Genomic DNA, 23,368 nt, shown 5'->3' on the forward strand with positions numbered 1-23,368 from the left:
TGATTTTTAGAATTGAACGTTAAAACCAAAGTTTATAATTTTTTGCTGCGGATAAAACTGGCCGTTCTCACTGCTACCCTCAGGATCAAAATCTTTAACTTTTGTAAGGGTAAATAAGTTAAAGGCACTTGCATACAGCCTAAAGCTGCTAACACCATATTTCTCTGTAATATCTTTAGGTAATGTATAGCCTAACTGTACATTTTTAAGCCTTACAAACGCAGTGTTATGTAACCAGAAATCGTTACGGTAACGGCCACCGTTTATTGATGATCCAGAGCTTTCATCAACCCTTGGGAATGACCCTGTAGGGTTTGTTGGGCTCCACCTGTTATCTGCCCAGGTGCTGTAAAAGTTACCTGTAGTACCAGACTCTGTTAATAAATACTGGCTAACCTGTGCCTGACCTGCAAATACAACAGATACATCAAAATTTTTGTAAGCAGCATCCATTACAAAGCCGTAAGTTATACGAGGCAGGTTGCTGTATTTGCTCCTTGTCATGTCATCCGGCGTAATTTCGCCATCGCCATTGGTATCTTTGTAAATAAGGTCGCCCGGTTGTGCATCTTCTAAGTGAGGAGTGCTGTCAATTTGTTCCTGGCTCGTGTAAATACCCGCTGTATTGTATAGCAAATACGTATTAAATGGTTGCCCTGTTTGTTTTTGGTAATCTAAAAGCCCAGGTGCTTCATCTATGTATTTAACTTCGTTTTTAGCGTAGGTAAAGTTACCCGATACACCCCAGCTAAAGTCGCCGTTTTTGCGGTAACCTAAAGTAGCCTCTATACCATTACTTTTCATTTTAGCAATGTTTTCCTGAGGCACTAATGCTCCGCTTCCGTAAGGGTTAACTATACCTGTAGAGCCCGGTATAGATGCATTTCTTGTCCACAGAATGTCCGACCTGTCCTGCATAAAGTAGATAGCCTCTAAAGTAAAGTTCTTTAAAAACGTGGCATTTACACCCACATCTGTTTTAGTAGCTACTTCCCAGGTAATGTTAGGGTTGCCCAACCTTGTAAGATCTATACCTGATACAACCTGGTTACCAACCACATACCTGTTATTAAACTGGTAGTTATCATAATATTGGAAGTTACCAATGTTATCATTACCTAACTGGCCCCATGATGCACGTACTTTTAAATCGTTAACTACACCATCGCTCTTAAACCAATCTTCCTTAGAAATCCTATAACCTGCCGATACTGATGGGAAGAAACCAAACTGATTGCCTTTAGGGAAGTTAGATGATCCATCTATCCTTGCCTGTAGCTCCAAAAGGTATTTTTCCTGAAAGTTATATGCAATACGGCTTAAATAACTCTGCCTTGTAAAATTCCAAGAGCGGCCTGAGTTTCTGGCATCAGCAGTAGCAGCTCCTCCCTGAGATAATTCTGGTAATGTTGTTGTTGGGAAATTAAAACGTGTAGCATCAAACGTGCTGAATTTATATTCGCTTTGCTCATAGCCTACAAACGCATCTATATTGTGGCTGCCAAGCTGGCGCTTAAAATTAACTTTAATGTTAGCCACTTCCTGAGATGTACTGGTTTGTGACTGATACAACGATGCCATTTGATTAGGGCCGCCACCATACAAACTCTCGTCATAATTGCCGGTAGTTTCGTTATAATTGTACAGTGTAAATGGTGTCGAAAAACTTTTTGTACGGCTTTCGCTAACATCGGCAGAATAAAAACCATCTACAGATAAGCCTTTAAGAAATCCAAAATCATAGCTACCTCTTAAAATACCGTTGAATACATACGTTGGGTTTTCGTTTGAGCCAGCTACATTTGTAGCGTCTATCAATGGATTACTGCCTTCTATACCCCTTGATGGTAAACCATTAGGATAAATACCTGCAACGGTAGGGTATGCCCTGTAAATAGCACGGAATATGTTTCCTGCACTTTGTATAGGGAACAGCCTGTCTTCTTTACGCCCTGATAATGAAACCCCAATTTTTAATTTATCATTAATTTGAGTATCAATATTAGTACGCACATTGTACTGGTCGTAATTAGCAACACCATTTCTGTAAAGGCCTTCCTGAGATAATTTACCAACAGAGAAGAAATAGTTAGTAGTTTCGCTACCACCCTGAACGTTAATGTTGTGCTGACTTTGTAGTGCTGCTGATTTTAATGCCGCCTTTGCCCAATCTGTATTGGGATTTGTAACCGGATTAGAACCATCCCTAAACATATCAATGTCGTTTTGGTCATAAATCTGGTTCATGCCAAGGTCTGGCGAGTTGTAGTATGCTATCTCATTACGTATTTGCGCGTAGGTAGCTGCATCTGCCATATCCGGTAGGCGTGTAGGCGATGAGAAACCCTGATCAAAATTGTAGCTAACGCTTAATTTTGAACCTTTTTTACCTTTTTTAGTTGTAACAAGTATTACACCATTTGCTGCACGGCTACCGTAAATAGCTGCCGATGCATCTTTAAGTACTGTAATACTTTCTATTTCCTGTGCAGATAGCCTGCTAAGACCACCAATTTGTCCAGGAATACCATCTACAACTACAAGTACATCATTATTACCCATAGTACCAAGGCCCCTTATAGAGATACCTGAGTCATCATAACCCGGCTCACCGCTCCTGTTGGTAGCTATAACACCCGATACCCTGCCGGCAAAACCGTTAGAGATATTTACTGCCGGGCTTTTTGCAACATCTTTACCATTAATTTCTGATATAGATCCTGTTACGGTAGCTTTCTTTTTAACACCGTAACCTACAACAACAACTTCTTCAAGAGTTTTCACGTCTTCGGCAAGAGTAACCGATATATTGGTTTGATTGTTAACCGGGATCTCCTGGTTTGCAAATCCTATACTGCTAAAGATCAAAACCGCAGAAGGATCGGCTACTGATATTTCAAAGTTACCATCAATATCGGTAGTAGTGGCAATGCTGGTACCTTTTACCATTACCGTTACGCCGGGTACGGGTAAATTATCAGTACCTGATTTTACAGTACCTTTTACAATGGTTTGAAAATAGGTGCTCTCGCTGGCAACCGGCCCATAAGCCCTCGCTTCCTGATTGGCACCAATAATGCACAGAGCCAGCATGCAGCCCTGCAAAACATTTTTAGGTTTAAAAAACGTAATGTTATTCATAAATTAGAGTTTGTTTAAAATTCTGTCCCTTTCGGGATTCGTGTTAATGGTTTATTTGTTCTCTTGGTTTAAACACGTCATAGGCACAAAAATGGTTTGATTTAAAATTATGGTTGTTCTATATAATTTAATTGGTTATTCATTTTTTTAAAGCTTGTTTTTAAAGGTTCTATTTAAAACTGCCTGCAGTGTATGAATACCGCAGGCAGGTGTAAAAAACCCAAATAATCCTAAAACTTAACCCAAACAAGTTTTATTTATTTTTAAGTGCGTAGTACACACCTTTTATATGCCTGCTGTTTTTAATGTTCATAATAACCATAACTAAATCGTTGTAGCTATAATGGTATGATGCAAAGTAAGGGGGGTAAACAATGATTTAAGGGGGGTAAAATGGAAAATTTAGGGGGGTAAATTCGCAAAAAAGTGAAATTAAAACCTATAAAATCAAATAAGTACAATTTTAAGAATCGTAATAAGTGTTAAATACACATTAATTTATTCTTATAATTCTTCAAAATAATTTGATTTGCCCTATTTAAAACAACAATATTTTTTTAAAATATTATTTTATAACATTAAGCTCCCTGTTAAATGAGCTTTTGTATTTCCTGATATAATCAGACGGATTCATGCCAAACAGCTTTACAAACTGCTGCCTGAAATATTGCTGGTCTTCAAAACCTACCTGAGCGCTGGCATGCGCAATATTAATATCTTCTGTAAGCATTAACAAAGCTGCCCTGCGCAGGCGTACCGACCTGATAAAAGCATTCAGGGTTTGCCCCGATATTAGCTTTATTTTATCGTAAAGGCTACGGTGGCTCATGCCCATAGCTTTAGAGAATGATTTTATTGTAAAATCTTTATCGTCCAGGTTGGCCTCAATAATGCGAATGCATTTGGTTAAAAATTCCTGGTATTCTGCCGGTACTTTATGGTTGTTCTCTTTAAGGGTTATGCTGTTTAAGAAATAACTGCGCAGGTTTTCACGGCTTTTAAGCAGCGTTTCTACCCTTGCCATTAATATATCACTGTCAAAAGGCTTGGTAATGTAATCATCGGCACCAAACGTAATTCCTTGTAAATGAATTTCGCTGCTTGTAGTTGCCGTAAGTAATATTACCGGTATGTGGCTCAGGTTATTGTTCTCCTTAATTTTTTGGCATACCTCTAACCCGTCCATGCCATCCATTGCAATGTCGCTTATTACAAGGTCCGGCAGGTGCTTAATGGTATTCTCTAACCCCTCGATTCCGTTAATGGCCGAATACACCAGGTATAGCGGACTAAACAACTGCACCAAATATTCCCTTATCTCATCATTATCATCTATAATCAGCACCGATTTTTTGCCTGTAAGTATCTCGGTACTGGTTTGGCTTTCTATCTCTTTTTCCAGCTGTGTAGTGCTAACCTCAATTTCATGGGGTGCTTTTTCTTCCATAAGCTCCTCAACAAGTTCGCTCATCTTAGAGCTGACTTCACTAATAGGGAGTTCGGCAAAATGCTCGTTGCCTTTTAAAAAGTTAAGCGTAAAAGTACTGCCTTTGCCGGGCTCGCTGCTGCAACTGACCGTGCCCTTATGTTTTTCTATAAAATATTTTACAATATACAGCCCTATGCCAAACCCGCTGGCTGATGCCGACTTACTGTTAAGCTGCCTGAATTTCTCGAATATAAAAGGTATATCGGCCTGGGCTATACCTTTACCGGTATCTATAATACTTACAGCTGCCTCATCATCATTTTCAGATAATTGCAATGTAATTGTACCACCCCCGGTAGTATATTTAAACGCATTTGATGTTAGGTTAAATAGCGCTATCTCAATTTTCTCATAATCGCCATAAATTTCAACAGGAGTTTCGGGCACAAGCAGGTTAAAGGTTATGCTCTGCCCTTTTGCCTGGTTTACAAAGCATTCGTACACTTCGTTGCAAATGTGAGTTAAATTAATGGGAGATATTTTAAGCGAATCGGCATCGCTTTCGGCTTTCCTTAATAATAAGAGCTGGTCTACAAGGCTAAGCAGCCTCCGGGCATTGCGGTGTGCAACGGCAAGGTCGTTAGGCAGGTCGGGGTTATCGGCAACAGGTTTGCGTACTGCCCTTTTTAGCGGATTAATTATCAGCGAAAGCGGGGTCCTTAACTCATGTGATATATAGGTAAACATAGAAAGTTGCTTTTCGGCCAGTTCTTTCTCCTTGCGGCTTTCCATTTGTGCCAGTTTAACGCTATAACGCAGCTGTTCCTTATACCTGCTATACCTAATATAAGCATAAATACCGGCAGCAACAAGCATACTATACAGCAAATAAGCCCAAATTGTGCGGTACCACGGCGGCATTACATTTATTTGAAGCAGGTTTACGGGCTTGTTCCAGGTACCATCGGCATTTTTGGTCTTAACTTTAAACGTGTAATCGCCTTCATGTAGCCGGGTGTAATTGGCCTTACGCGCGTTATCTACATAGTTCCACTCATCATCCCAGCCTTCTAAGGTGTAGGCATAATCTATATTATCCGAATTATTATAGTCAATCTCGGCAAACTCTATAGATAGTGTGGTCTCATCAAAAGGCAGGCGTATATCTTTTATCAACCCACCTGGCATAGGGGTAATGTACCCAGCCTTTTGCTCAATAGGCGAATTATTTACCGATAAAGATGTAAGCTGTATCTTACTGCTGTGGTGTATGCTTTTAATACGCTCAGGGAAAAAAATATTAAACCCGTTGATGCCGCCAAACAAAAATTCTCCCGTAGAAAGCTGCAATCCTGCATTAAAGCTAAACTGGTTACCCTGTAGTCCATCGGTTATGGTAAAATTTCTGGATGTTTTAGTTTTCACGTCAAAGCGGGTAAGCCCGTTGTAGGTACTCATCCATAAATAGCCTTCCCTGTCCTGCAATAGCCTTAAAACGGTATTACCCGAAAGCCCATCCTGCGTGGTGTAGCGCGTAAATTTGTGGCTTTTCCTATCAAATAACAATAAACCACCCTCCTGCGTACCAACCCATAAATTATTATAACTTTCTTCTAAAACACTACGCACGGGATAGCCAACATCAAACGCCTCATGTTTTTTAGTTATGGGATCTATAAGAAAAAGTTGTGAATAATTGCCTGCCCATAGCCTGCCCTGTTTATCTTCTATAAGGCATTGCAGGTTGTTAATGGCATTACTAAATAACTCAAAGGTGTTGGTAACTTTATTAAACTTATAAAGGGCCCCCTCATTAGTAGCGCCTGCCCAAATATTCTTTTTTGAATCCTGAAAAACAAACCACACATTCTTTTCTACCTGCTTAGTAACCGGGTTGTAGCAGTTAAGATAATCTATGGCGCCGGTTTTAGGGTTGATGCGGTTAATGCCGCCGGCCCAGGTTGAGAGCCATATAAGGTTATTTTCATCTCGTATAATACTCGTAATAAAATTACTGGTTAACGTGCCGTTAGTGCCACCGCCGGTATTATACAGCTTGTACGTGTTTTGCTTCCTGTCCCAATAGCGCAGCCCTGCCCCATCAGTACCTATCCAGATGTTGTTTTTTTCGTCTTCGCAAAAAGACAATATAAAATTATTTATCAGGTTAGATGGGTCGGTGCCCGTGTATTTAATATGCTCAAAAGCTGTGGGTACCGCGCTTATCATACTGATGCCACCCCTTAGCGTGCCTATCCATTTATTACCCCTTGTATCGCGGTACTGGCACCAAACCGAATTACTCTTTACAATACGTCCCTTATCCTTATCATAAGGCACAGCCATTTTGCTGTCACGGTACAGGTTATACACCCCTGCACCATCTGTAGCTATCCAAAGCTGGCCGTTATCGGGCAGCACATTAGTAATATTGATTTTCCGCGGCATGTAATTACCTGAAAGCGAATTTTTAACCGGATCGTACAAAAACAGTCCTTCATCGGTACCAAGCCATAAATTATCGCTCGTAGCAGCTGCAAAGCAATTTGCCTTTATAGCAGATGCAAATACAACTTTTAATTTCTTATTTACTATATCATACCTGCAAATGCCCTCGTTATTTACATACACCCAGCAAAAGGTTTTATAATCGCCCGGCTGTATGGCAGTTACATCATAAACATGTTTATTGTTTTTAGCACCGTCAAGGGTTATTTGTTTTCCGGTAAACGAATTTTCATTAAAACTTATGAGGCCCTTTTGTTGAGAGGCTACCAAAATTGTACCAGTACGCGCCAGTTTTATCTGGTGTACAATATCGTTAAGAAGCTGTGGCGTAGTGCTGTTGTACGGCATGTAGTGCAACTGCTTAAATTTATCGGTGGTTTGGTTAAGCACACTGGCTCCTTTAGAGCCTCCTACCCAAATATTGTTTTTAGAATCGTTTTGTATGCAGTATACCGAATTGCTTGCTATAGAAGTGCTGTCGCCAATAAGGTTGCGATAGGTTTTAAAGCTGTAGCCGTCATAACGGTTAAGGCCATCATAAGTACCAAACCACATAAACTCGTTAGCATCCTGGTGAATTGTTATAACCGAATTGTTAGACAGTCCTTGGGTAATATCTAAAAATTTTACAGGCAGTTCCTGTGCTTTTACACCTGCAAAGCAACAAATTAACAAAAGCACCGTGGCTATATTTTGGTATAATTTCATTACCATAAATCCTTTAAACCACAAGATTATAAAATTATAATCTTTAAGGGGTTTACATTTTTTTCAATCGAAATAGTGGTGTGTAAATATAACACATATATAAGGTATATACGCGTTTTTTGCCGATGCGGTAAAAAATACCATCGTTTTTTATAAAGCAATTTTATTATACCCTAATAATCATGCTTTTAAATGAAGCAATAATTATTTTCCTGATTATAATCCTTATTAAAATGTACAAGAATTTTTACACAATGCCCCTTGCCTTGTTTTTAGCAGCAACTTTTTTGGCTATAACCACGGCAATAGGCTGTCCGGTTATGTTGCTTTCCAGCCACGAAAGTAAATCCAGGTATAAAAATGCCCTGCGCTCAAAAGGGTGGTTCTCATATTCGCTTAAAACAGCATGGAATCTTTTAAACTCAGCCTTAATACGTAATGGTGAAATTTGTGGCAGGTTCTTTAAAAATTCCATCAGCGCTTTTTGTACTTCGTGCAGGTGGTTCATCTTACTTAAAAACGTGTGGGTAGATTTTATAAGCGCTTCCAGCCTGTAATCAAGCCCGGCCTCATAATGGGCCGCAAGGTTAAGTATCCGCGCAAAACACACCAAATCTTCCCTTAGGTGGGTGGCCTTGCTGTGTATAATTTTCTTTAGGAAGAAAATACATTTATCATACTTATTGTTGCCAAAATGAAGGCATGCCATTTTATAATACAGTATCATAATATGGTGCTCGTCTATCTTGTCTCTGTAGCGGTTTAGTTTTTTATGAATGGTGTCCAGTAATTCCTCCCCATCGCTATAATCGGCCTTCATAAACCTAAGGTTAAGCTTGTTGGAGTACAGGTACAGGAAAGACAATACAGTTATATTATCATCATCCGGAATATCGGGCCCGCTTACAATGGTTTCAAAATTATTCAGCGCTGCCTCAAACTGCTTAGGGCGGTTAAGGTAAAACAGCGACTCTAATATATAATGGTTGCCCTTAATGTAAAACACCGGGTGTACTACAATAAGGTGCGGATTCTTATCAAACAGAGCCACCCAGCGCGTGGCATGGCGGTAGCAGGAAATAAAATCCTGGATTATAAAACTGTACCACAGGTAGGCCTGGTTGTACCAAAGCTTTTCCCTAAAGCCCAGGCGGGCATCATCATAATCGGGCAGGTTATTAAAAAAATGATTTGATATTTCTTTAGACTCCTCCTCCATACGGGCATACCCGTTCTTTAAAAAGGTATTGTACATGTGCAGCGCCAAATTAGATAGCTGGCTCGCTACCCCGTTTAAAAACGTAAGCTCATTGGTTTGCCCAATTAGCAAATCGGCACGGTTGGGGCGGCTACGGGTAATGTATTGCGACTCGATTATTTTTTCAAGGTCTAAAATCTCATAACCTATGTTCTTTTCCTCATAATGCAGTGCAAGTGTTTTTAGCTTATCCAACAACTTAAGGCTTTGCTGATAAAGGCCTTTGCGGTACAATATAAAAGCAAAATCCAGCTGCTCACGTATTTGCAGCGGTATATTGCGTTTAGATGGGTTAAGCCTCAGGCTGGTAAGTATCTGGTTATAAAGGTGCGACTTAACGTTGCTAAGCTGTTGCTTGGAGATATCGGTACATTGTAAAATCTCTGTCTCATTATATTTTTCCTGCGTGCTAAGTATTTTAAACAGGCTAATAAACTTACTTTCATTATTAAGCGGCACCCTGCCCACGTACAGCGTAAACTGCCGCTTCTCGGATGCGGTAAGCGATTTTACCAGCGAAAACAGGTTATCGGTTAATTCGTTGTGGTTTTTATACACGGCTTAATAATGTTAGTGCTTAAAAGTATCAATTAAAAACATACAATCAAAATATAAAATTATTTAGCCATCGTAATTCAAACGTATATAAATTACTAATTATCAATATTTTGAGTTTTAAATTTCGAGTTAAGGTGCCGTAAAGGGTATCTTGTTAAAATAATATTCGCGCATAATACATGGTAATTTTATCTTTCAATCTAACAATACAAGAGCTATGGAGCGCGTAGAAATTTTTGATACCACATTAAGAGACGGCGAGCAGGTGCCCGGCTGTAAGTTAAATACATCTCAAAAACTGCGAATAGCTACCCAACTCGATGAACTGGGGGTTGATGTAATAGAGGCCGGTTTCCCGATATCGAGCCCCGGCGATTTTAAGTCGGTTTCAGAGATTGCAAAACTGGTTAAAAACGCCACAGTATGCGGTTTAACGCGCGCCGTGGAGAAAGATATAGAAGTTGCCGCAGAAGCACTTAAATACGCCCGCAGGCCACGCATACATACGGGTATTGGCACATCTGAGACGCATATAAAATACAAATTCAACACCACGCCCGATAAGATATTAGAGCGTGCCTACGAGGCTGTTGCATACGCTAAAACCTATGTTAATGATGTTGAGTTTTATGCCGAAGATGCCGGCCGTACCGATAATGAGTTTCTTGCAAAGGTGTGCGCCGAAGCCATACGTGCCGGTGCAACTGTACTTAATATTCCTGATACTACAGGTTATTGCCTGCCCGATGAATATGGCGCTAAGATTAAATATTTAATGGAGAACGTGCCGGGTATACACAAGGTGCGCATTTCCTGCCATTGCCATAACGATCTTGGCCTTGCCACAGCTAATGCCATTGCCGGTGTTATAAACGGTGCCCGCCAAATAGAGTGTACCATTAACGGCATTGGCGAACGTGCAGGCAACACCTCGTTAGAAGAGGTGGTTATGATATTGCGCCAGCACCCAAGGCTTGACCTTGAAACCAATATTAACACTAAAAAATTGCTTAGCATCAGTAAAATGGTGGCCGAAGAAATGGGTATGATGGTACAGGCCAACAAAGCCATTGTGGGCGATAATGCATTTGCACACAGCAGCGGCATCCATCAGGATGGTATGATTAAAAACCGCTCAACCTATGAGATAATAAACCCGACCGATGTAGGCGTAAACGAATCGTCTATTGTGCTAACAGCACGTAGCGGCAGGTCGGCGCTGGCGTACAGGGCAAAAAATATAGGTTACGATTTTACAAAGCTGGACCTGGATTTGGTATATTCTGAATTTGTAAACTTTGCCGATACCTGCAAAGTGGTTGCCGATAATGATATTCACCATATCGTACAGATGTCTAAAAGCAAATTTCAATTAAGTCTTTAATACAATGAAAAAAACGCTGTTTGATAAAGTTTGGGATGCCCATGTGGTGGAGTCGATACCTAACGGCCCCGATATTTTATATATAGATAAGCACCTTATACATGAGGTTACAAGCCCTCAGGCCTTTAACGAACTGGAGCAAAGGGATATCCCTATTTTCCGCCCTGATAAAATTGTTGCCACTGCCGATCATAACACCCCTACCCTTAACCAGCACCTGCCCATTAAGGATGATATGTCGCGCAAGCAAATTGAAGAGCTTACCGCCAATTGTAAAAAGAACAACATAGAGTTTTACGGCCTTGGCCATAAGTATAACGGCATTGTGCACGTAATTGCGCCTGAACTGGGCATAACCCAACCGGGCATGACCATTGTGTGCGGCGACAGCCATACCTCTACCCACGGGGCATTTGGTACTATTGCATTTGGCATCGGCACCAGCCAGGTGGCACAGGTATTTGCCAGCCAAAGCCTTCTGCTGGAAAAGCCTATGAAAATGCGCATCAATGTAAATGGTACGCTAAAAAAAGGGGTATCTCCTAAAGATGTGATATTGTACATTATCAGCCAACTGGGCACCAACTCCGGTACCGGATATTTTTGCGAGTATGCCGGTAATGTGTTCAGGGAGATGTCTATGGAAGGACGCATGACAGTGTGCAATATGAGCATTGAAATGGGCGCACGCGGCGGACTAATAGCCCCGGATGAAACTACATATGCGTATGTTGCAGGCAGGGAATTTGCCCCAAAAGGCGAAGAACTTACCGCTAAGATAGCCCACTGGGAAACCCTAAAAACCGATGAAGGCGCTGTTTTTGACAAGGAATATGATATTGACGCTAACGATATTGCCCCAATGATAACCTACGGTACTAATCCTGGTATGGGCATAAAAATAGGCGGAACTATCCCTGAAACAATAGAAACCAGTACCGATAAGGCACTGGCATACATGGGTTTTGAGTATGGGCAGTCGCTTTTAGGCACTAAAATAAATTACATATTTATAGGCAGCTGTACCAATTCGCGCATAGAGGATTTCCGCACCGTGGCCGGTTATATTAACGGTAAAAAGAAAGCCGATAATGTTACCGCGCTTATAGTGCCGGGATCGCGCCAGGTAGCCGATGAAATGAAAGCCGAAGGCCTGTATAAAATATTTGAAGAAGCTGGTTTCCAGGTACGCCAGCCGGGCTGCTCGGCATGTTTGGCCATGAACGATGACAAGATCCCTGCCGAGGAATACTGTGTATCTACCAGCAACCGCAATTTTGAAGGCCGCCAGGGCCCCGGTGCACGTACCATACTGGCAAGCCCGCTAACGGCTGCTGCCATTGCTATTGAAGGAAAAATAATCGACTTTACCCAAAACCTTAATTAGTATGCAAAAGTTCACAACACTTACCGATGTGGCCATGACGGTTAATATTGAGAACGTTGATACCGACCAGATTATCCCCGCAAGGTTTTTAAAATCTACCGATAAGGATGGCTTTGGCAATAACCTTTTCAGGGACTGGAGGTACAGCAGCGGCGATATCCTTAACCCTGATTTTAGCCTTAACAAGCAGTCGCAAAAGGGTTCTATACTGGTTACTGGCAACAACTTTGGCTGTGGGTCCAGCAGGGAGCATGCTGCATGGGCGCTCGCGGGCTTTGGGTTTAAAGTAATCGTATCGAGCTATTTTGCCGATATTTTTAAGGAAAACTGCCTCAACAACGGTTTACTACCCTTGCAGGTTAGTCCGCAATTTTTAAGCAAACTCTTTAAGGCTTTAGAAATTAACCCTACAGAAAAAGTAACGGTTAACCTGGAAGAGCAAACCATAAGCTTTGGCGATGATGCAAATATAGAAGGTTTCGACATCAATCCGTATAAAAAAGTATGCCTTATTAACGGTTATGATGATATCGATTTCCTGCTGAGCAAGCGGGACGCAATTAAACAATTTGAAGAAAAAATAAGTTAGTTATGATCTTAAAGATAGCAGTATTGGCCGGCGACGGTATAGGACCGGAGGTTACCCACGAAGCGGTAAAAGTATTAAAAGCCGTTGCATCACGATACGGGCACCGGTTTGATTTTGCCGAGGCACTGCTTGGTGCCTGCGCTATAGATAAATACAACGAAGCATTGCCTGCATCTACCCTGCAAATTTGCCGGGAGGCAGATGCGGTATTGTTAGGCGCGGTAGGCCATCCTAAATATGACAATAACCCTGATGCGCCCATAAGGCCGGAGCAGGGGTTGCTTGCCATCCGTAAGGCGCTACAGCTGTTTGCAAACATAAGGCCCATAACTATTTATGATAAGCTTATACCGCAATCACCGCTTAAAGCCGACAGGATAGCCGGTGTAGATATTGCCATTTACAGGGAGCTTACGGGCGGCATTTACTTTGGCGAAAAATTTCTTAGTGATGATAAAACCGTAGCTACCGATGTGTGCAGCTACTCTGTTAAAGAAATAGAGCAGATTACCCACATGGCGTTTAAAGCGGCACAAAACAGGCGCAAAAAAGTTACGCTGGTAGATAAGGCTAACGTACTGGAAACCTCCCGCTTATGGAGGCGCATAGTGACCGAAATTGCCAAAGAATACCCTGACGTGGCACTCGACTTTTTATTTGTAGATAACGCCGCTATGCAGCTTATCCTTAACCCAAAACAGTTTGATGTAATGCTTACCGAAAATATGTTTGGCGATATCCTATCAGATGAAGCCAGTGTAATTGGCGGAAGCATCGGGCTGGCAGCATCAGCCTCTGTGGGCGATGAATACAGCCTGTTTGAACCTATTCACGGCTCCTACCCTGCTGCAACGGGAAAAGGCATTGCCAACCCAGTGGCATCCATACTATCAGCTGCTTTGTTGTTAGAGCATTTTGACCTGTATGAAGAAGCCGACGCCATTAAAAACGCTGTGGCTGTAAGTATCGAACAGGATTTTTGCACCCTGGACATCGACCCGGAAAGCACTTATTCCACCGGCGATGTAGGCGATTTTATTGAAAGCCTGATACTTGGCAACGAAATTTTTACCAACAGCAGCAACATGAGCATTGGCAAGTCAACCATAATTTAATGTATTATAACGAAAACACTATAGTTTTCCTTAACGGAAACTGGATCCCTGCAGCGCAGGCAAACACCAGCCTTTATAACCAGACCATGCATTACGGTAATGGTATTTTTGAAGGCATAAGAGCGTATGATACACCCAATGGCGTAAAGATATTTAAGGCTAAAGAGCATTATCAGCGGATGCTGGATTCGGCAAAGCTGATGCACATTAAAACCTATTATACTGTAGAAGAGCTTATTGCGCTGAGTTATGAGTTGCTCGAAAAAAATAATATTACCAATGCCTATATAAGGCCGTTGTTTTACCTGGGCCCTAATATGACCCTCATGCCGGTTGAAGAAACCAACCTGTTTTTATGCGCGTGGGAATGGGGTAAATACCTGGGCGACAACCTGCTGCGGCTGGGTACATCGTCCTATCAAAGGCCCAACCCTAAATCGTGCCATGTTGAGGCTAAGACTGTGGGGCATTACATCAACTCCATACTCGCCAGTACAGAGGCCAAACAAAACGGGTTTGATGAAGCCCTGATGCTGGATGCTGCCGGTTTTGTAGCCGAAGGCCCCGGTGCCAACTTTTTTTATGAAAAGGATGGATGCCTGTATACGTGCCCGTTAGGTAATATTTTACCGGGAATAACACGCAATACTATATTAGATCTGGCACAGCAACTTAACATCCGTACCGAGGTAAAACTCTTTACTATAGAGGATGTAAAGCAGGCTGATAGCGCCTTTTTTACCGGCACTGCTGCCGAGGTTATCGGCATAAAATCGTTAGATGATTATACGTTCCCTATGGAGTGGAACAGCAGCTTTGGCAAAAGGCTGTTAACCGCTTACCAGGAGGAAGTTAGAAGATAGTAGTAGTTAAAAATTGTTCTTTTTTAAAAGGCTGCCCTGCTGAAGGCAGCCTTTTTGCTATTTAAAACTTCAGTATCAACTATAAAGAAAAGGCTCTGCACGGATTACCGGCAAAGCCTTTAACATCAATCAACCAATCAATCAAAGCGTAAAATTGTTCCCTCACGAACACCACAAACTTGCTCCATATCTCAAACATGGGCATTGAACTGGGACAAGAAACGAGCATGCCCTAATATTTCGCTAATAGTTTTCGAAATACAGAGATGTTTACAATTTCTGTCATCATAAAATACTGGAATTTAACTCGTTAATTTAGAGGTATACTATTTGGAATTCAGGATCGACAATTCATCTTAACACTAATTAACACAACATAGCAATGCGTAACACAACCAATTGTTTATGCAGGGTAACTTGCAGGGTATAAGAATGTTTAAAAACAACAGTTTATAAAACGCTGAATTTTACTACATTTATTTATCAACCAACAACTATCATTTTATGAAAAAGCTACTGCCTTTACTCCTCCTACTCGCTCTACTATCCTGCAGCGATAAGGAAAAACCCGATTATAACATCCAGATAACTGCTGTTAAACAGGCCTTTGAGCAAAAAAAGATCGATCCGCTGCAACCCTACCTCGCTATTGGCTACACTATAAAAGGCTTGCCCGAAGGTTTAGAGGCTTTGGCTATACCACAGATATTACAGCAAGTTCCTGCTCCAATAAAGTATGAGATAAAAAGCGAGGCCAAAGAAGAAATGGGCACACGGGTTAAAGCATTATTTTATTACGCTGACGGCAAACCCAAAAATGTAGACTTTTTAATAGCAGGCGACGGTAAAATACTGGAGCTTAACATTATGAACGATGCTAAAATAGACGCCACAAGCGGTAAATAACGCTGCATTAAACACTAAGCAGCTAAGAATTTCTATATTTTTGTTATATGAGAAGCATTAACCTCTGGAAAAACCGTAAGGCAATTCGCATTTATGTCACCCTGGCGGTAGTTGTTATTACTGTTTTCCAAATGTATTGGCTGTGCAGTGTTTACCAGGAAAAAAAGGATATTATCATTGGCGAGGCACAAAACATACTCGAAAAAACGGTGTACGAGCAGGAACGCAGGGATGCTGTAAACCAGCTTATGGATCTTAATGCCGAAAATAACCCTGCGCTTGGCAACGTACCGTTAGAGCTCATACGGATGCTAAGGAAAAATAAAGCCCTTAAGATACAGGTTAGTATGGAAGACGAAGATTCAATATCTCAGGAAATTACAAAGCGCATTGCAGATACTGTCAGTCAAACCCAAAAAAGCACTAATAGCAAACCCGCTGAAAATAAAGCGATAAGGGTTTACAAGAGCATGAAGAGCCCTTTGCAAACGGCAATGCAACGGTTAAACTTCAGTGTGTTACATTTTATTAACGGAGCAAAAGAGTATTATCCTTTACGGTCAGCTCTTCCTGATGCTGAGACAGCTCCCGTATATTCTGCAGCAAACAGCCGCGAGTATTACCAATTGCAGTTTAACAGCCTTTCGGTAGTGGTTATCAGGGAGATGATACTATCAATTGTTTTGTCACTGGTGTACCTCATAATCTGTATCAGCGCCGTTATCTTTCTTATGGTTAACGTAAACAAAAGCAGGCGGTTAATGCAGCAAAAAGATAATTTTACTAATAATCTTACACACGAATTTAAAACGCCTATGGCGGGTATATCAGCTGGTATAGAGGCGTTAACGAATTTTGGTTTCCTGGACGACAGGGAAATGACGCTCTCCTACCTGGGCATGATGAAAACCGACCTGAACCGCCTCATTAAAATGACCGACTCTATACTATATAATGCTAAAATGAGCGACGGTAAAATGCACCTCAACCTCGAAAACACTAATTTACCGGGCTTTGTGACTGAGGTTACCAAGAGCCTGAAAACGGTTCTGGATAGCCGGAATGTATCACTTTCGGTGGAATCTACTGTAAATGATATCTTTATAAATGCCGACAAAGAGCACCTGGGTAACGTGTTTAGAAACCTGATAGACAACTCAATAAAATATTCTAAGGACGATGCAGTAATTTTGATACATTTAATGCGTCAGGGAAGTTTTGCCCGTATTATTTTTAGCGATAAAGGCATTGGCATACCCAATAAATATGGGGCTGAGATCTTTAAGCCCTACTTTAGGGTGGTAGAAAATGATGTGTACACCGTTAAAGGCTACGGCCTGGGGCTTAGCTACATACATGAGGTTATCCGCCTGCACAAGGGCAGGATAAGCCTTGTAAATACACGAGAAAAAATTGGGACAACATTTGAAATAACCATACCCCTTACCAATGAATAACGTAAAAGTACTTTACCTGGAAGACGAAGGTACCATAGGCACCATAACCCGCGATTCACTTGTAAAGAGCGGTTTTACAGTAGACTGGCAGCAGGACGGCCGCAAAGCGCTGGATGCCTTTAACAACAATAGTTACAGCATTTGCGTGGTTGATATCATGACGCCCGGTATAGACGGCTACACGTTTGTAAACGAGGTAAGGAAAAAAGATCAATCAATACCGGTTATCTTCTTAACAGCAAGGTCATTAACTCAGGATGTTATTAAAGGTTTTGAGATTGGCGGCAACGATTACCTTAAGAAACCCTTTAGTATTGAGGAACTTATCGTTAGGATAAACGCCTTGCTTAACCGCGCGCCTAAAGCCCCTGAGGCCATCCCTGTCTTTACCATTGGCAAATACACTTTTAACTACCCGCTGATGGAACTAAGCAGCGAGAGTAAAAAAATTACGCTTACTAATCTTGAAAATGAGGTGCTTTATCGCCTGATAACCAATAAGAACGCACTCGTAGAACGTCAAAAGGTACTTATAGAGCTGTGGGGTGATGATACCTTTTTTAACGCCCGAAGCATGGATGTTTTTATAACCAAGCTGAGGAAACATTTTGCAGATGACGACTCCATTGCCATATTAAACATACGTGGCAAAGGCTATAAAATGACAGTTAGGTGATTGATATACAACTATTTAAAACCAATAGGAATATTTTGCACATAACCCAATAAAGCAGTAAAAGACAGTACAGTAGAAAGCCCGTATCCTGCCACGAACACAATAAGCATTACCAACACTTCTAAACCTAAATACCTGTAATTGAGCTTATTTATATAAGCTGGAGACGTTGCCGAAAGGTTTTGGGTAATGCGGTTAAGATCGGCCAGCTTTTCCTGAAAGCTGCCTTTATGGCTGTTCCTAAACGCATTAAGGCTGTCAATACTATCGTTAATATCCTCAGGTATAGCCTCTTCCAGATGCTCTCGCATGCGCCGCGCCAGTACGGGCGACTTACCATTGGTTGATATGGCTATCTTTAAACTGCCTTTGTTTACAATAGAACCCAGGTAAAAATCGCACAATTGGGGCTGGTCGGCGGCATTTACAAGGATGTTACGGCTGTTTGCGCAGGTTTTTATGGCTGTATTAAGCTCTTTATCGTTAGTGGCGGCAATTACAAAATCGGCATTGATCACATCACTTTCTTCAAAGTTTTTTGCCTGATATTTCACTTTTGGATGTTGAGTTACCACCTTTTTTAGCTCCGGTAAAATAGAAATCGACACGATTGTGATACTCACATCCGGATTTTGCCGCAAAAGTGTCTGCGTTTTTTCGAGCCCAACGTTACCACCACCCACAATTAAGAATCTGGCGGTCTCAGTTTTTAAAAAAACGGGGAATAATGTGTTATTCATGGCTGTATTTTTAGGTAAAAAAATATACCGGTCGGTATAAAATATATTTTTGCTTAAAATGCTTGTTTAAAATATACCAACCGGTATATTTTAGTTGTTCTGTACAAAAAATTTACGGTTACCAAAGTCGCCCAGTGTTTCGCCGGGGGTACGTTCGTTTACATATAAGTTAAGGAGGTTATCTACTTCCGATAAAATTTCTTCTTCATTTAATTTTTCCTTATAAACCTTGTTAAGCCTTTCGCCAAAACGATCGCCACCTAACATAAAATTATACTGGCCGGGCGCAGTACCCACAAAACCAAGCTCGGCTACATAAGGGCGGCCACAACCGTTGGGGCAGCCCGTCATGCGTATTACGATCTCCTCATTTTCAAGGTTGTATTTCTCTAAATACGGCTCAATTTTGGTAACCAGTTCCGGCAGGTAGCGTTGCGCCTCTGCCAAAGCAAGCGGACACGTAGGCAACGCCACACAGGCCATCGAGTTTTTACGCAGGGCACTATCCTTATCCTCAATGCTGTATTTGGAAATAAGTGATTGTATAACAGGCTTATTTTCAGCGTTTATCTCCCCTAAAATAAGGTTTTGGTTGCCTGTAAATATAAAGTTAGAAGCATTTAGCTTTGCAACCTCATACAGCAGTTGCTTTTGGTAAGGCTTTATCACGCCATTTTCTACAAACAGGGTGTAATACCACTTGCCCTCATAGTTTTGCTGCCAGCCGTAACGGTCGGTGCGCTCTGTAAATTCATAAGGCTGTTCAGGCAACAGTGTAAAGCCAATGCGGCGTTCCAGCTCATCTCTAAAGCCTTCAACCGTCATCTTATCAATGGTGTACTTTAGGCGCGAAAATTTCCTGTCGCTCCTGTTGCCAAAATCCCGCTGTATGGTAGCTACTTCATAAACAGCCTTTAAGGTTTTCTCCTCGGTATCGGTAAAGCCTAATATGGTACCCAGGCGCGAATAGGTATCGGGGTTGCCATGCGTGGTAGCCATGCCCCCACCCACTACGATGTTAAAACCCTTAAGTTCATTGTTTTTTATTATGGCAATAAGGCCCAGGTCGTTAGCAAAAACATCAACGTCATTACTGGGCGGTATGGCAACGGCTATCTTAAACTTGCGTGGCAGGTAGCGGTCTTCATACAGCGGGTCGGCCTCCTGCGAGCGTTCATATATCTTTTCGCCATCAATCCAAATTTCGTAATACGACTGCGTTTTAGGCAGCAACAGTGCCGATATCTTATCGGCATACCCATACACCTGCTGGTGCAGCGGCGATACCTGCGGGTGCGCACTTGTAATCACGTTACGGTTAACATCGCCACAGGCGGCTATAGAGTCCAGTTCGGCAAGGTTAAATGCCTGTATGGTAGGGCGCAACTGGTGCTTTAACAGGCCGTGCAGCTGCAGTGTTTGGCGGGTAGTAATTTTTAGGGTACCTGTACCATATTGCTCTGATATGCTGTGGGCTGCCAGCCATTGCGGTGCGGTAATAGTACCACCGGGAATGCGAAGCCTAAGCATAAAACTGTACAGCTTATCCAGCTTTTTTTCGGCACGCTCAGCACGGCGGTCGCGATCATCCTGAACGTACATACCGTGAAATTTAACCAACACCTCATCATCGGCACGCAGGCCGCCGGTATGGTTATCGTTAAGGCTCTCTTTTAGCGTACCACGAAGGCCATCGCTGTTGGTTTTTATAGTTTCTACGTGCGATAATTTCTCACTCATTGTTTCAATTTTTAAATCTTAATGCTTTTTTCAATCTTTCAATCTTAAATTTTTCAATCTTAAATCCCTAATACACATCCTTTTGGTACCTGCCCTGCTCCTCAAGTTCATTCAGCACCTCCCGGGCGGCATCAGGGCTAAGGCCACGGGCTGCGGCAATTACCTCTATTATGGTATTCTCTACATCGGTGCCCATAGGGTGTCTTTGCCCGCAGATGTAAAGGCTTGCACCGTTTTGTAGCCACTCGTTAAACTGGCCGGCATTCTCCCTAATACGGTCCTGAACGTAAATTTTATCCTGTTGGTCGCGCGAGAACGCAACATCTAACTTAGTAAGCACCGCAGTAGTTATCCATTCCTGAATCTCGGTTTGGTAATAAAAGTCGAGCACAAAATACTGTTCGCCAAAAAACAGCCAGTTCCTGCCCCCTGCCCCGGTGGCGTCGCGGTACGACAGGAAACTCCTAAAGGGCGCTATACCTGTACCGGGGCCTATCATTATAATATCGGTATCATTTGTCGGGAGGCGGAAATGCGTGTTTTTATGAATGTAGAAGTTGATAGCCGTACCAATGGGGTAATGTGCCAAAAAGTGCGATGCGAGGCCGGTTTTTTGGGTATTATTCGCTGTAAACGTGTCTAACGTAACGGTTAGGTGCACCTGCCCGTCGTGCGCTTCCGCAGAAGACGAAATGGAGTACAGGCGCGGTGCAATAGGCAGTAATACCCCAATAAGGTCATCGATAGAAACCTGTGCAGGAATTACGGCTACGGCAAGGATGTCAAGCAGGTCGGCCTTTTCTGCCTCATAAGTAACCAGTAACAATTCTGCAACCTGGCCAATGCTGCGTTTGCTTAGTCCTTTTATATTGCGTTCTGCCAGCCAATTGGATACCGACTGCGATTTATCTTTAATTGAGATATGCCTGCTGCCCTCTTCCTTAAAGTAAGCCAGCACCTGGTTTACAGTATGTGCATCGTTCCTTGCAAAAATGCCAAGTGCATCTCCGGGTTCGTAATCTACCGTATCATCGGCAGTAATTTCAATATGGTAGGTTTCCTTGTTAGAACCCCTGTCGTTCAATACTACCTTATGGGTTATGACCCCGCTGTAATTTTTCTTATTTGAAGCCGGTGCCGAAGGCTTTGCAACAGCTACTCCAGTTGATGGATTTACAGCGTTTGCCAAATGATCGTGCAGGCTTTTTTCCCAATGATTTACGGGTTCGGCATAATCAACATCGGCTTTAACCAAGGGCAAAATGCGTTGTGCGCCCAGTTGGGCAAGGGCTTCATCAAGCAACTCACCGGCATAGCAAAACAAGGGGTATGAGGTATCGCCCAGGCCTAATACAGCATACTTAAGGTGGCTTAGGCTGGGCTTAGATGCCTGTAACTTCTCATAAAAGGCTACGGCATTTTGAGGGAACTCCCCCTCGCCCTGCGTGCTCATTACAAACAGGGCATGGGTTTCTTTCTCAAGCTTAGCAATATCGTACTGAAAAACATCGGCAGCCTTAGCCTGTACCTTGTTCTTTTTAAAGTTTGCCAGCAACTGCGATGCTACTTTTTTAGAATTACCAGTCTCGGTACCATACAATATGGTTGGCTTTACTGCGATGGCAGCAGGCGTAACCGATATGTTTATAGGTACATTAGCAGCATCAAGATAGCCTGCAAGGTAGCCTTTGGCCCATATTATCTCTTCTTTAGAGGCATTGTGCACCAGTTGCTGCAACAGTTGTAGTTTGTTTTCAGATAGCATTTTGGTAGGTAGATTTATGGTTATCAAAATAAGAAGCCGTAGTATCGCCCTCCTTAAACCAGGCATACTGCTTGTGCAGGTTTACCACATTGCCTATAATTATAAGGGTGGGCACGTACTCAAACCCCGGCAGGCCTTTATCTCGCAACTCCCTGAAGGTAAATACACTCGATTTTTGGTTGGGCGTTGTAGCCTGTTGTATTACCGCAATGCCCTTACTATCGTCTATACCAAAAGCCACCAGCTTTTGCGCCAGGGTAACCAGCTTTTGCCCGCTCATGTAGTAAACAAGCGTATCATCGGTTTCTGCCCAGTCGCGCCACTGGTTTACGCTAACCGATTTGAGGTCGAACAAGGTTAAAAACCGTACCCCGCGCGAATGCTCGCGGGCGGTTAATGGTATCGCAGCATAGGCCGCAGCCCCAAATGCCGCCGATATTCCCGGTATAATTTCATAAGGTATGTTGCCGGCTTTTAGCACTTCCAGCTCATCTAAAACATTAGAGAACAATGATGCATCGCCACCCTTTAACCGCAGCACCAGCTTACCCTGCACGGCCAGCTCTGTCATTAAAGCATTGATGTCTTCCTGGGGGGTATGTATGCCGCGCGAGCATTGCTTGCCTACATAAATTACCTGAGCATCAGGGCGGGCATTATCACTAATCAGCACGGGCGATACGAGCCTGTCGGTCAGGATAACATCGGCAGTTTGTATGTACCTCAGCGCTTTAACGCTTATCAGGTCGGGGTCGCCGGGCCCGGCGCCGGCAAGTATTACTTTTCCTTTAAAATCTATATTCATTTTGTGTGTATTTTAAATTTTGTTGAATAAAAAAAGCCCCCTTGAGTTAACAAGAGGGCTTTAGGCATGTATAAGTGAGTTAGTTAGTAACAGCAGCATACAGGGCGTCCTCTTGCAAAATTTTGCAAACAACAAGCCATGCACATGCATAATGCTGCCGATGTTATTGTAAATATGTTTGTTACTGTGTTCATTGTTAATTTTTTAGAAACGTTGTAAAACAAAAAACTCCCCGGGGGTTACCGGGGAGTCTTCGCTTAAAATATATATTATAATATCTACAATTTATACCACAGCAAATGTACTCCCCTTGGTTGGGCAGCAGCATACGGTACATGA

The 23,368-nt window shown here is 42.3% G+C and carries 15 protein-coding genes; 8 read left to right on the top strand and 7 right to left on the bottom strand.

Annotated elements, in window-relative coordinates; genetic code table 11:
* Positions 1-6: 6 nt before the first annotated feature.
* From FMM05_RS06735 to FMM05_RS06745, 3 genes are all read right to left on the bottom strand, one after another.
* Positions 7-3,141, bottom strand: a complete 3,135-nt coding sequence (locus tag FMM05_RS06735; protein WP_143372577.1) for a SusC/RagA family TonB-linked outer membrane protein — start codon at positions 3,139-3,141, stop codon at positions 7-9.
* A gap of 565 nt (positions 3,142-3,706) precedes the next feature.
* Positions 3,707-7,786 carry a hybrid sensor histidine kinase/response regulator transcription factor gene (locus FMM05_RS06740; RefSeq protein WP_235894368.1) on the bottom strand — a complete coding sequence of 1,360 codons (4,080 nt, stop codon included), beginning with the start codon at positions 7,784-7,786 and terminating at the stop codon, positions 3,707-3,709.
* A gap of 247 nt (positions 7,787-8,033) precedes the next feature.
* Positions 8,034-9,602: a hypothetical protein gene (locus FMM05_RS06745; RefSeq protein WP_143372579.1), complete on the bottom strand. Its 1,569-nt coding sequence runs from the start codon at positions 9,600-9,602 to the stop codon at positions 8,034-8,036.
* A gap of 217 nt (positions 9,603-9,819) precedes the next feature.
* On the opposite strand from FMM05_RS06745, the gene FMM05_RS06750 reads away from it, so the two are divergent.
* The 8 genes from FMM05_RS06750 (at position 9,820) to FMM05_RS06785 (ending at position 17,979) form a co-directional block, all read left to right on the top strand.
* The gene (locus tag FMM05_RS06750; RefSeq protein WP_143372580.1) at positions 9,820-10,986 is read left to right on the top strand and encodes a 2-isopropylmalate synthase; all 1,167 of its coding nucleotides are present in this window, start codon (positions 9,820-9,822) and stop codon (positions 10,984-10,986) included.
* 4 nt (positions 10,987-10,990) lie between these two features.
* Positions 10,991-12,373: a 3-isopropylmalate dehydratase large subunit gene (gene leuC, locus FMM05_RS06755; RefSeq protein WP_143372581.1), complete on the top strand. Its 1,383-nt coding sequence runs from the start codon at positions 10,991-10,993 to the stop codon at positions 12,371-12,373.
* A 1-nt stretch (position 12,374) separates the two neighbouring features.
* Positions 12,375-12,962, top strand: a complete 588-nt coding sequence (gene leuD / locus FMM05_RS06760) for a 3-isopropylmalate dehydratase small subunit (RefSeq protein ID WP_143372582.1) — start codon at positions 12,375-12,377, stop codon at positions 12,960-12,962.
* A 2-nt stretch (positions 12,963-12,964) separates the two neighbouring features.
* Entirely contained in the window at positions 12,965-14,077 is a 1,113-nt protein-coding gene (gene leuB, locus FMM05_RS06765; RefSeq protein ID WP_143372583.1) for a 3-isopropylmalate dehydrogenase, read from the top strand.
* Positions 14,077-14,940 carry a branched-chain amino acid transaminase gene (locus FMM05_RS06770; protein ID WP_143372584.1) on the top strand — a complete coding sequence of 288 codons (864 nt, stop codon included), beginning with the start codon at positions 14,077-14,079 and terminating at the stop codon, positions 14,938-14,940. Before leuB ends, FMM05_RS06770 begins: the two co-directional genes overlap by 1 nt.
* Positions 14,941-15,444: 504 nt before the next feature.
* Positions 15,445-15,846: a hypothetical protein gene (locus FMM05_RS06775; RefSeq protein WP_143372585.1), complete on the top strand. Its 402-nt coding sequence runs from the start codon at positions 15,445-15,447 to the stop codon at positions 15,844-15,846.
* 47 nt (positions 15,847-15,893) lie between these two features.
* Positions 15,894-17,303, top strand: coding sequence for a sensor histidine kinase (locus FMM05_RS06780; protein ID WP_143372586.1), 1,410 nt, complete (start codon positions 15,894-15,896; stop codon positions 17,301-17,303).
* On the top strand, positions 17,296-17,979 hold the full coding sequence (locus tag FMM05_RS06785; protein WP_143372587.1) for a response regulator transcription factor: 684 nt from the start codon (positions 17,296-17,298) through the stop codon (positions 17,977-17,979). The genes FMM05_RS06780 and FMM05_RS06785 overlap by 8 nt, the downstream gene beginning before the upstream one ends.
* A gap of 11 nt (positions 17,980-17,990) precedes the next feature.
* On the opposite strand, the gene FMM05_RS06790 is transcribed toward FMM05_RS06785, so the two are convergent.
* From FMM05_RS06790 to cobA, 4 genes are all read right to left on the bottom strand, one after another.
* The gene (locus FMM05_RS06790; RefSeq protein ID WP_143372588.1) at positions 17,991-18,719 is read right to left on the bottom strand and encodes a precorrin-2 dehydrogenase/sirohydrochlorin ferrochelatase family protein; all 729 of its coding nucleotides are present in this window, start codon (positions 18,717-18,719) and stop codon (positions 17,991-17,993) included.
* A gap of 90 nt (positions 18,720-18,809) precedes the next feature.
* Entirely contained in the window at positions 18,810-20,459 is a 1,650-nt protein-coding gene (locus FMM05_RS06795; RefSeq protein ID WP_143372589.1) for an NADPH-dependent assimilatory sulfite reductase hemoprotein subunit, read from the bottom strand.
* Positions 20,460-20,526: 67 nt separating this feature from the next.
* Positions 20,527-22,224 (bottom strand): diflavin oxidoreductase, encoded by a 1,698-nt coding sequence (locus FMM05_RS06800; RefSeq protein WP_185965523.1) that lies wholly within the window; start codon positions 22,222-22,224, stop codon positions 20,527-20,529.
* Positions 22,214-23,029 carry a uroporphyrinogen-III C-methyltransferase gene (cobA, locus tag FMM05_RS06805; protein ID WP_143372591.1) on the bottom strand — a complete coding sequence of 272 codons (816 nt, stop codon included), beginning with the start codon at positions 23,027-23,029 and terminating at the stop codon, positions 22,214-22,216. Before cobA ends, FMM05_RS06800 begins: the two co-directional genes overlap by 11 nt.
* Positions 23,030-23,368: the final 339 nt, after the last annotated feature.

The organism is Flavobacterium zepuense (assembly GCF_007097145.1).
Lineage (GTDB): Bacteria > Bacteroidota > Bacteroidia > Flavobacteriales > Flavobacteriaceae > Flavobacterium > Flavobacterium zepuense.

What these genes read in the sequence shown, in the direction of transcription:
- FMM05_RS06735 (WP_143372577.1), bottom strand. Translation starts at nt 3,141, where the DNA reads ATGAATAACATTACGTTTTTTAAACCTAAAAATGTTTTGCAGGGCTGC.
- FMM05_RS06740 (WP_235894368.1), bottom strand. Translation starts at nt 7,786, where the DNA reads ATGAAATTATACCAAAATATAGCCACGGTGCTTTTGTTAATTTGTTGC.
- FMM05_RS06750 (WP_143372580.1), top strand. Translation starts at nt 9,820, where the DNA reads ATGGAGCGCGTAGAAATTTTTGATACCACATTAAGAGACGGCGAGCAG.
- leuC (WP_143372581.1), top strand. Translation starts at nt 10,991, where the DNA reads ATGAAAAAAACGCTGTTTGATAAAGTTTGGGATGCCCATGTGGTGGAG.
- leuD (WP_143372582.1), top strand. Translation starts at nt 12,375, where the DNA reads ATGCAAAAGTTCACAACACTTACCGATGTGGCCATGACGGTTAATATT.
- leuB (WP_143372583.1), top strand. Translation starts at nt 12,965, where the DNA reads ATGATCTTAAAGATAGCAGTATTGGCCGGCGACGGTATAGGACCGGAG.
- FMM05_RS06770 (WP_143372584.1), top strand. Translation starts at nt 14,077, where the DNA reads ATGTATTATAACGAAAACACTATAGTTTTCCTTAACGGAAACTGGATC.
- FMM05_RS06775 (WP_143372585.1), top strand. Translation starts at nt 15,445, where the DNA reads ATGAAAAAGCTACTGCCTTTACTCCTCCTACTCGCTCTACTATCCTGC.
- FMM05_RS06780 (WP_143372586.1), top strand. Translation starts at nt 15,894, where the DNA reads ATGAGAAGCATTAACCTCTGGAAAAACCGTAAGGCAATTCGCATTTAT.
- FMM05_RS06785 (WP_143372587.1), top strand. Translation starts at nt 17,296, where the DNA reads ATGAATAACGTAAAAGTACTTTACCTGGAAGACGAAGGTACCATAGGC.
- FMM05_RS06790 (WP_143372588.1), bottom strand. Translation starts at nt 18,719, where the DNA reads ATGAATAACACATTATTCCCCGTTTTTTTAAAAACTGAGACCGCCAGA.
- FMM05_RS06795 (WP_143372589.1), bottom strand. Translation starts at nt 20,459, where the DNA reads ATGAGTGAGAAATTATCGCACGTAGAAACTATAAAAACCAACAGCGAT.
- FMM05_RS06800 (WP_185965523.1), bottom strand. Translation starts at nt 22,224, where the DNA reads ATGCTATCTGAAAACAAACTACAACTGTTGCAGCAACTGGTGCACAAT.
- cobA (WP_143372591.1), bottom strand. Translation starts at nt 23,029, where the DNA reads ATGAATATAGATTTTAAAGGAAAAGTAATACTTGCCGGCGCCGGGCCC.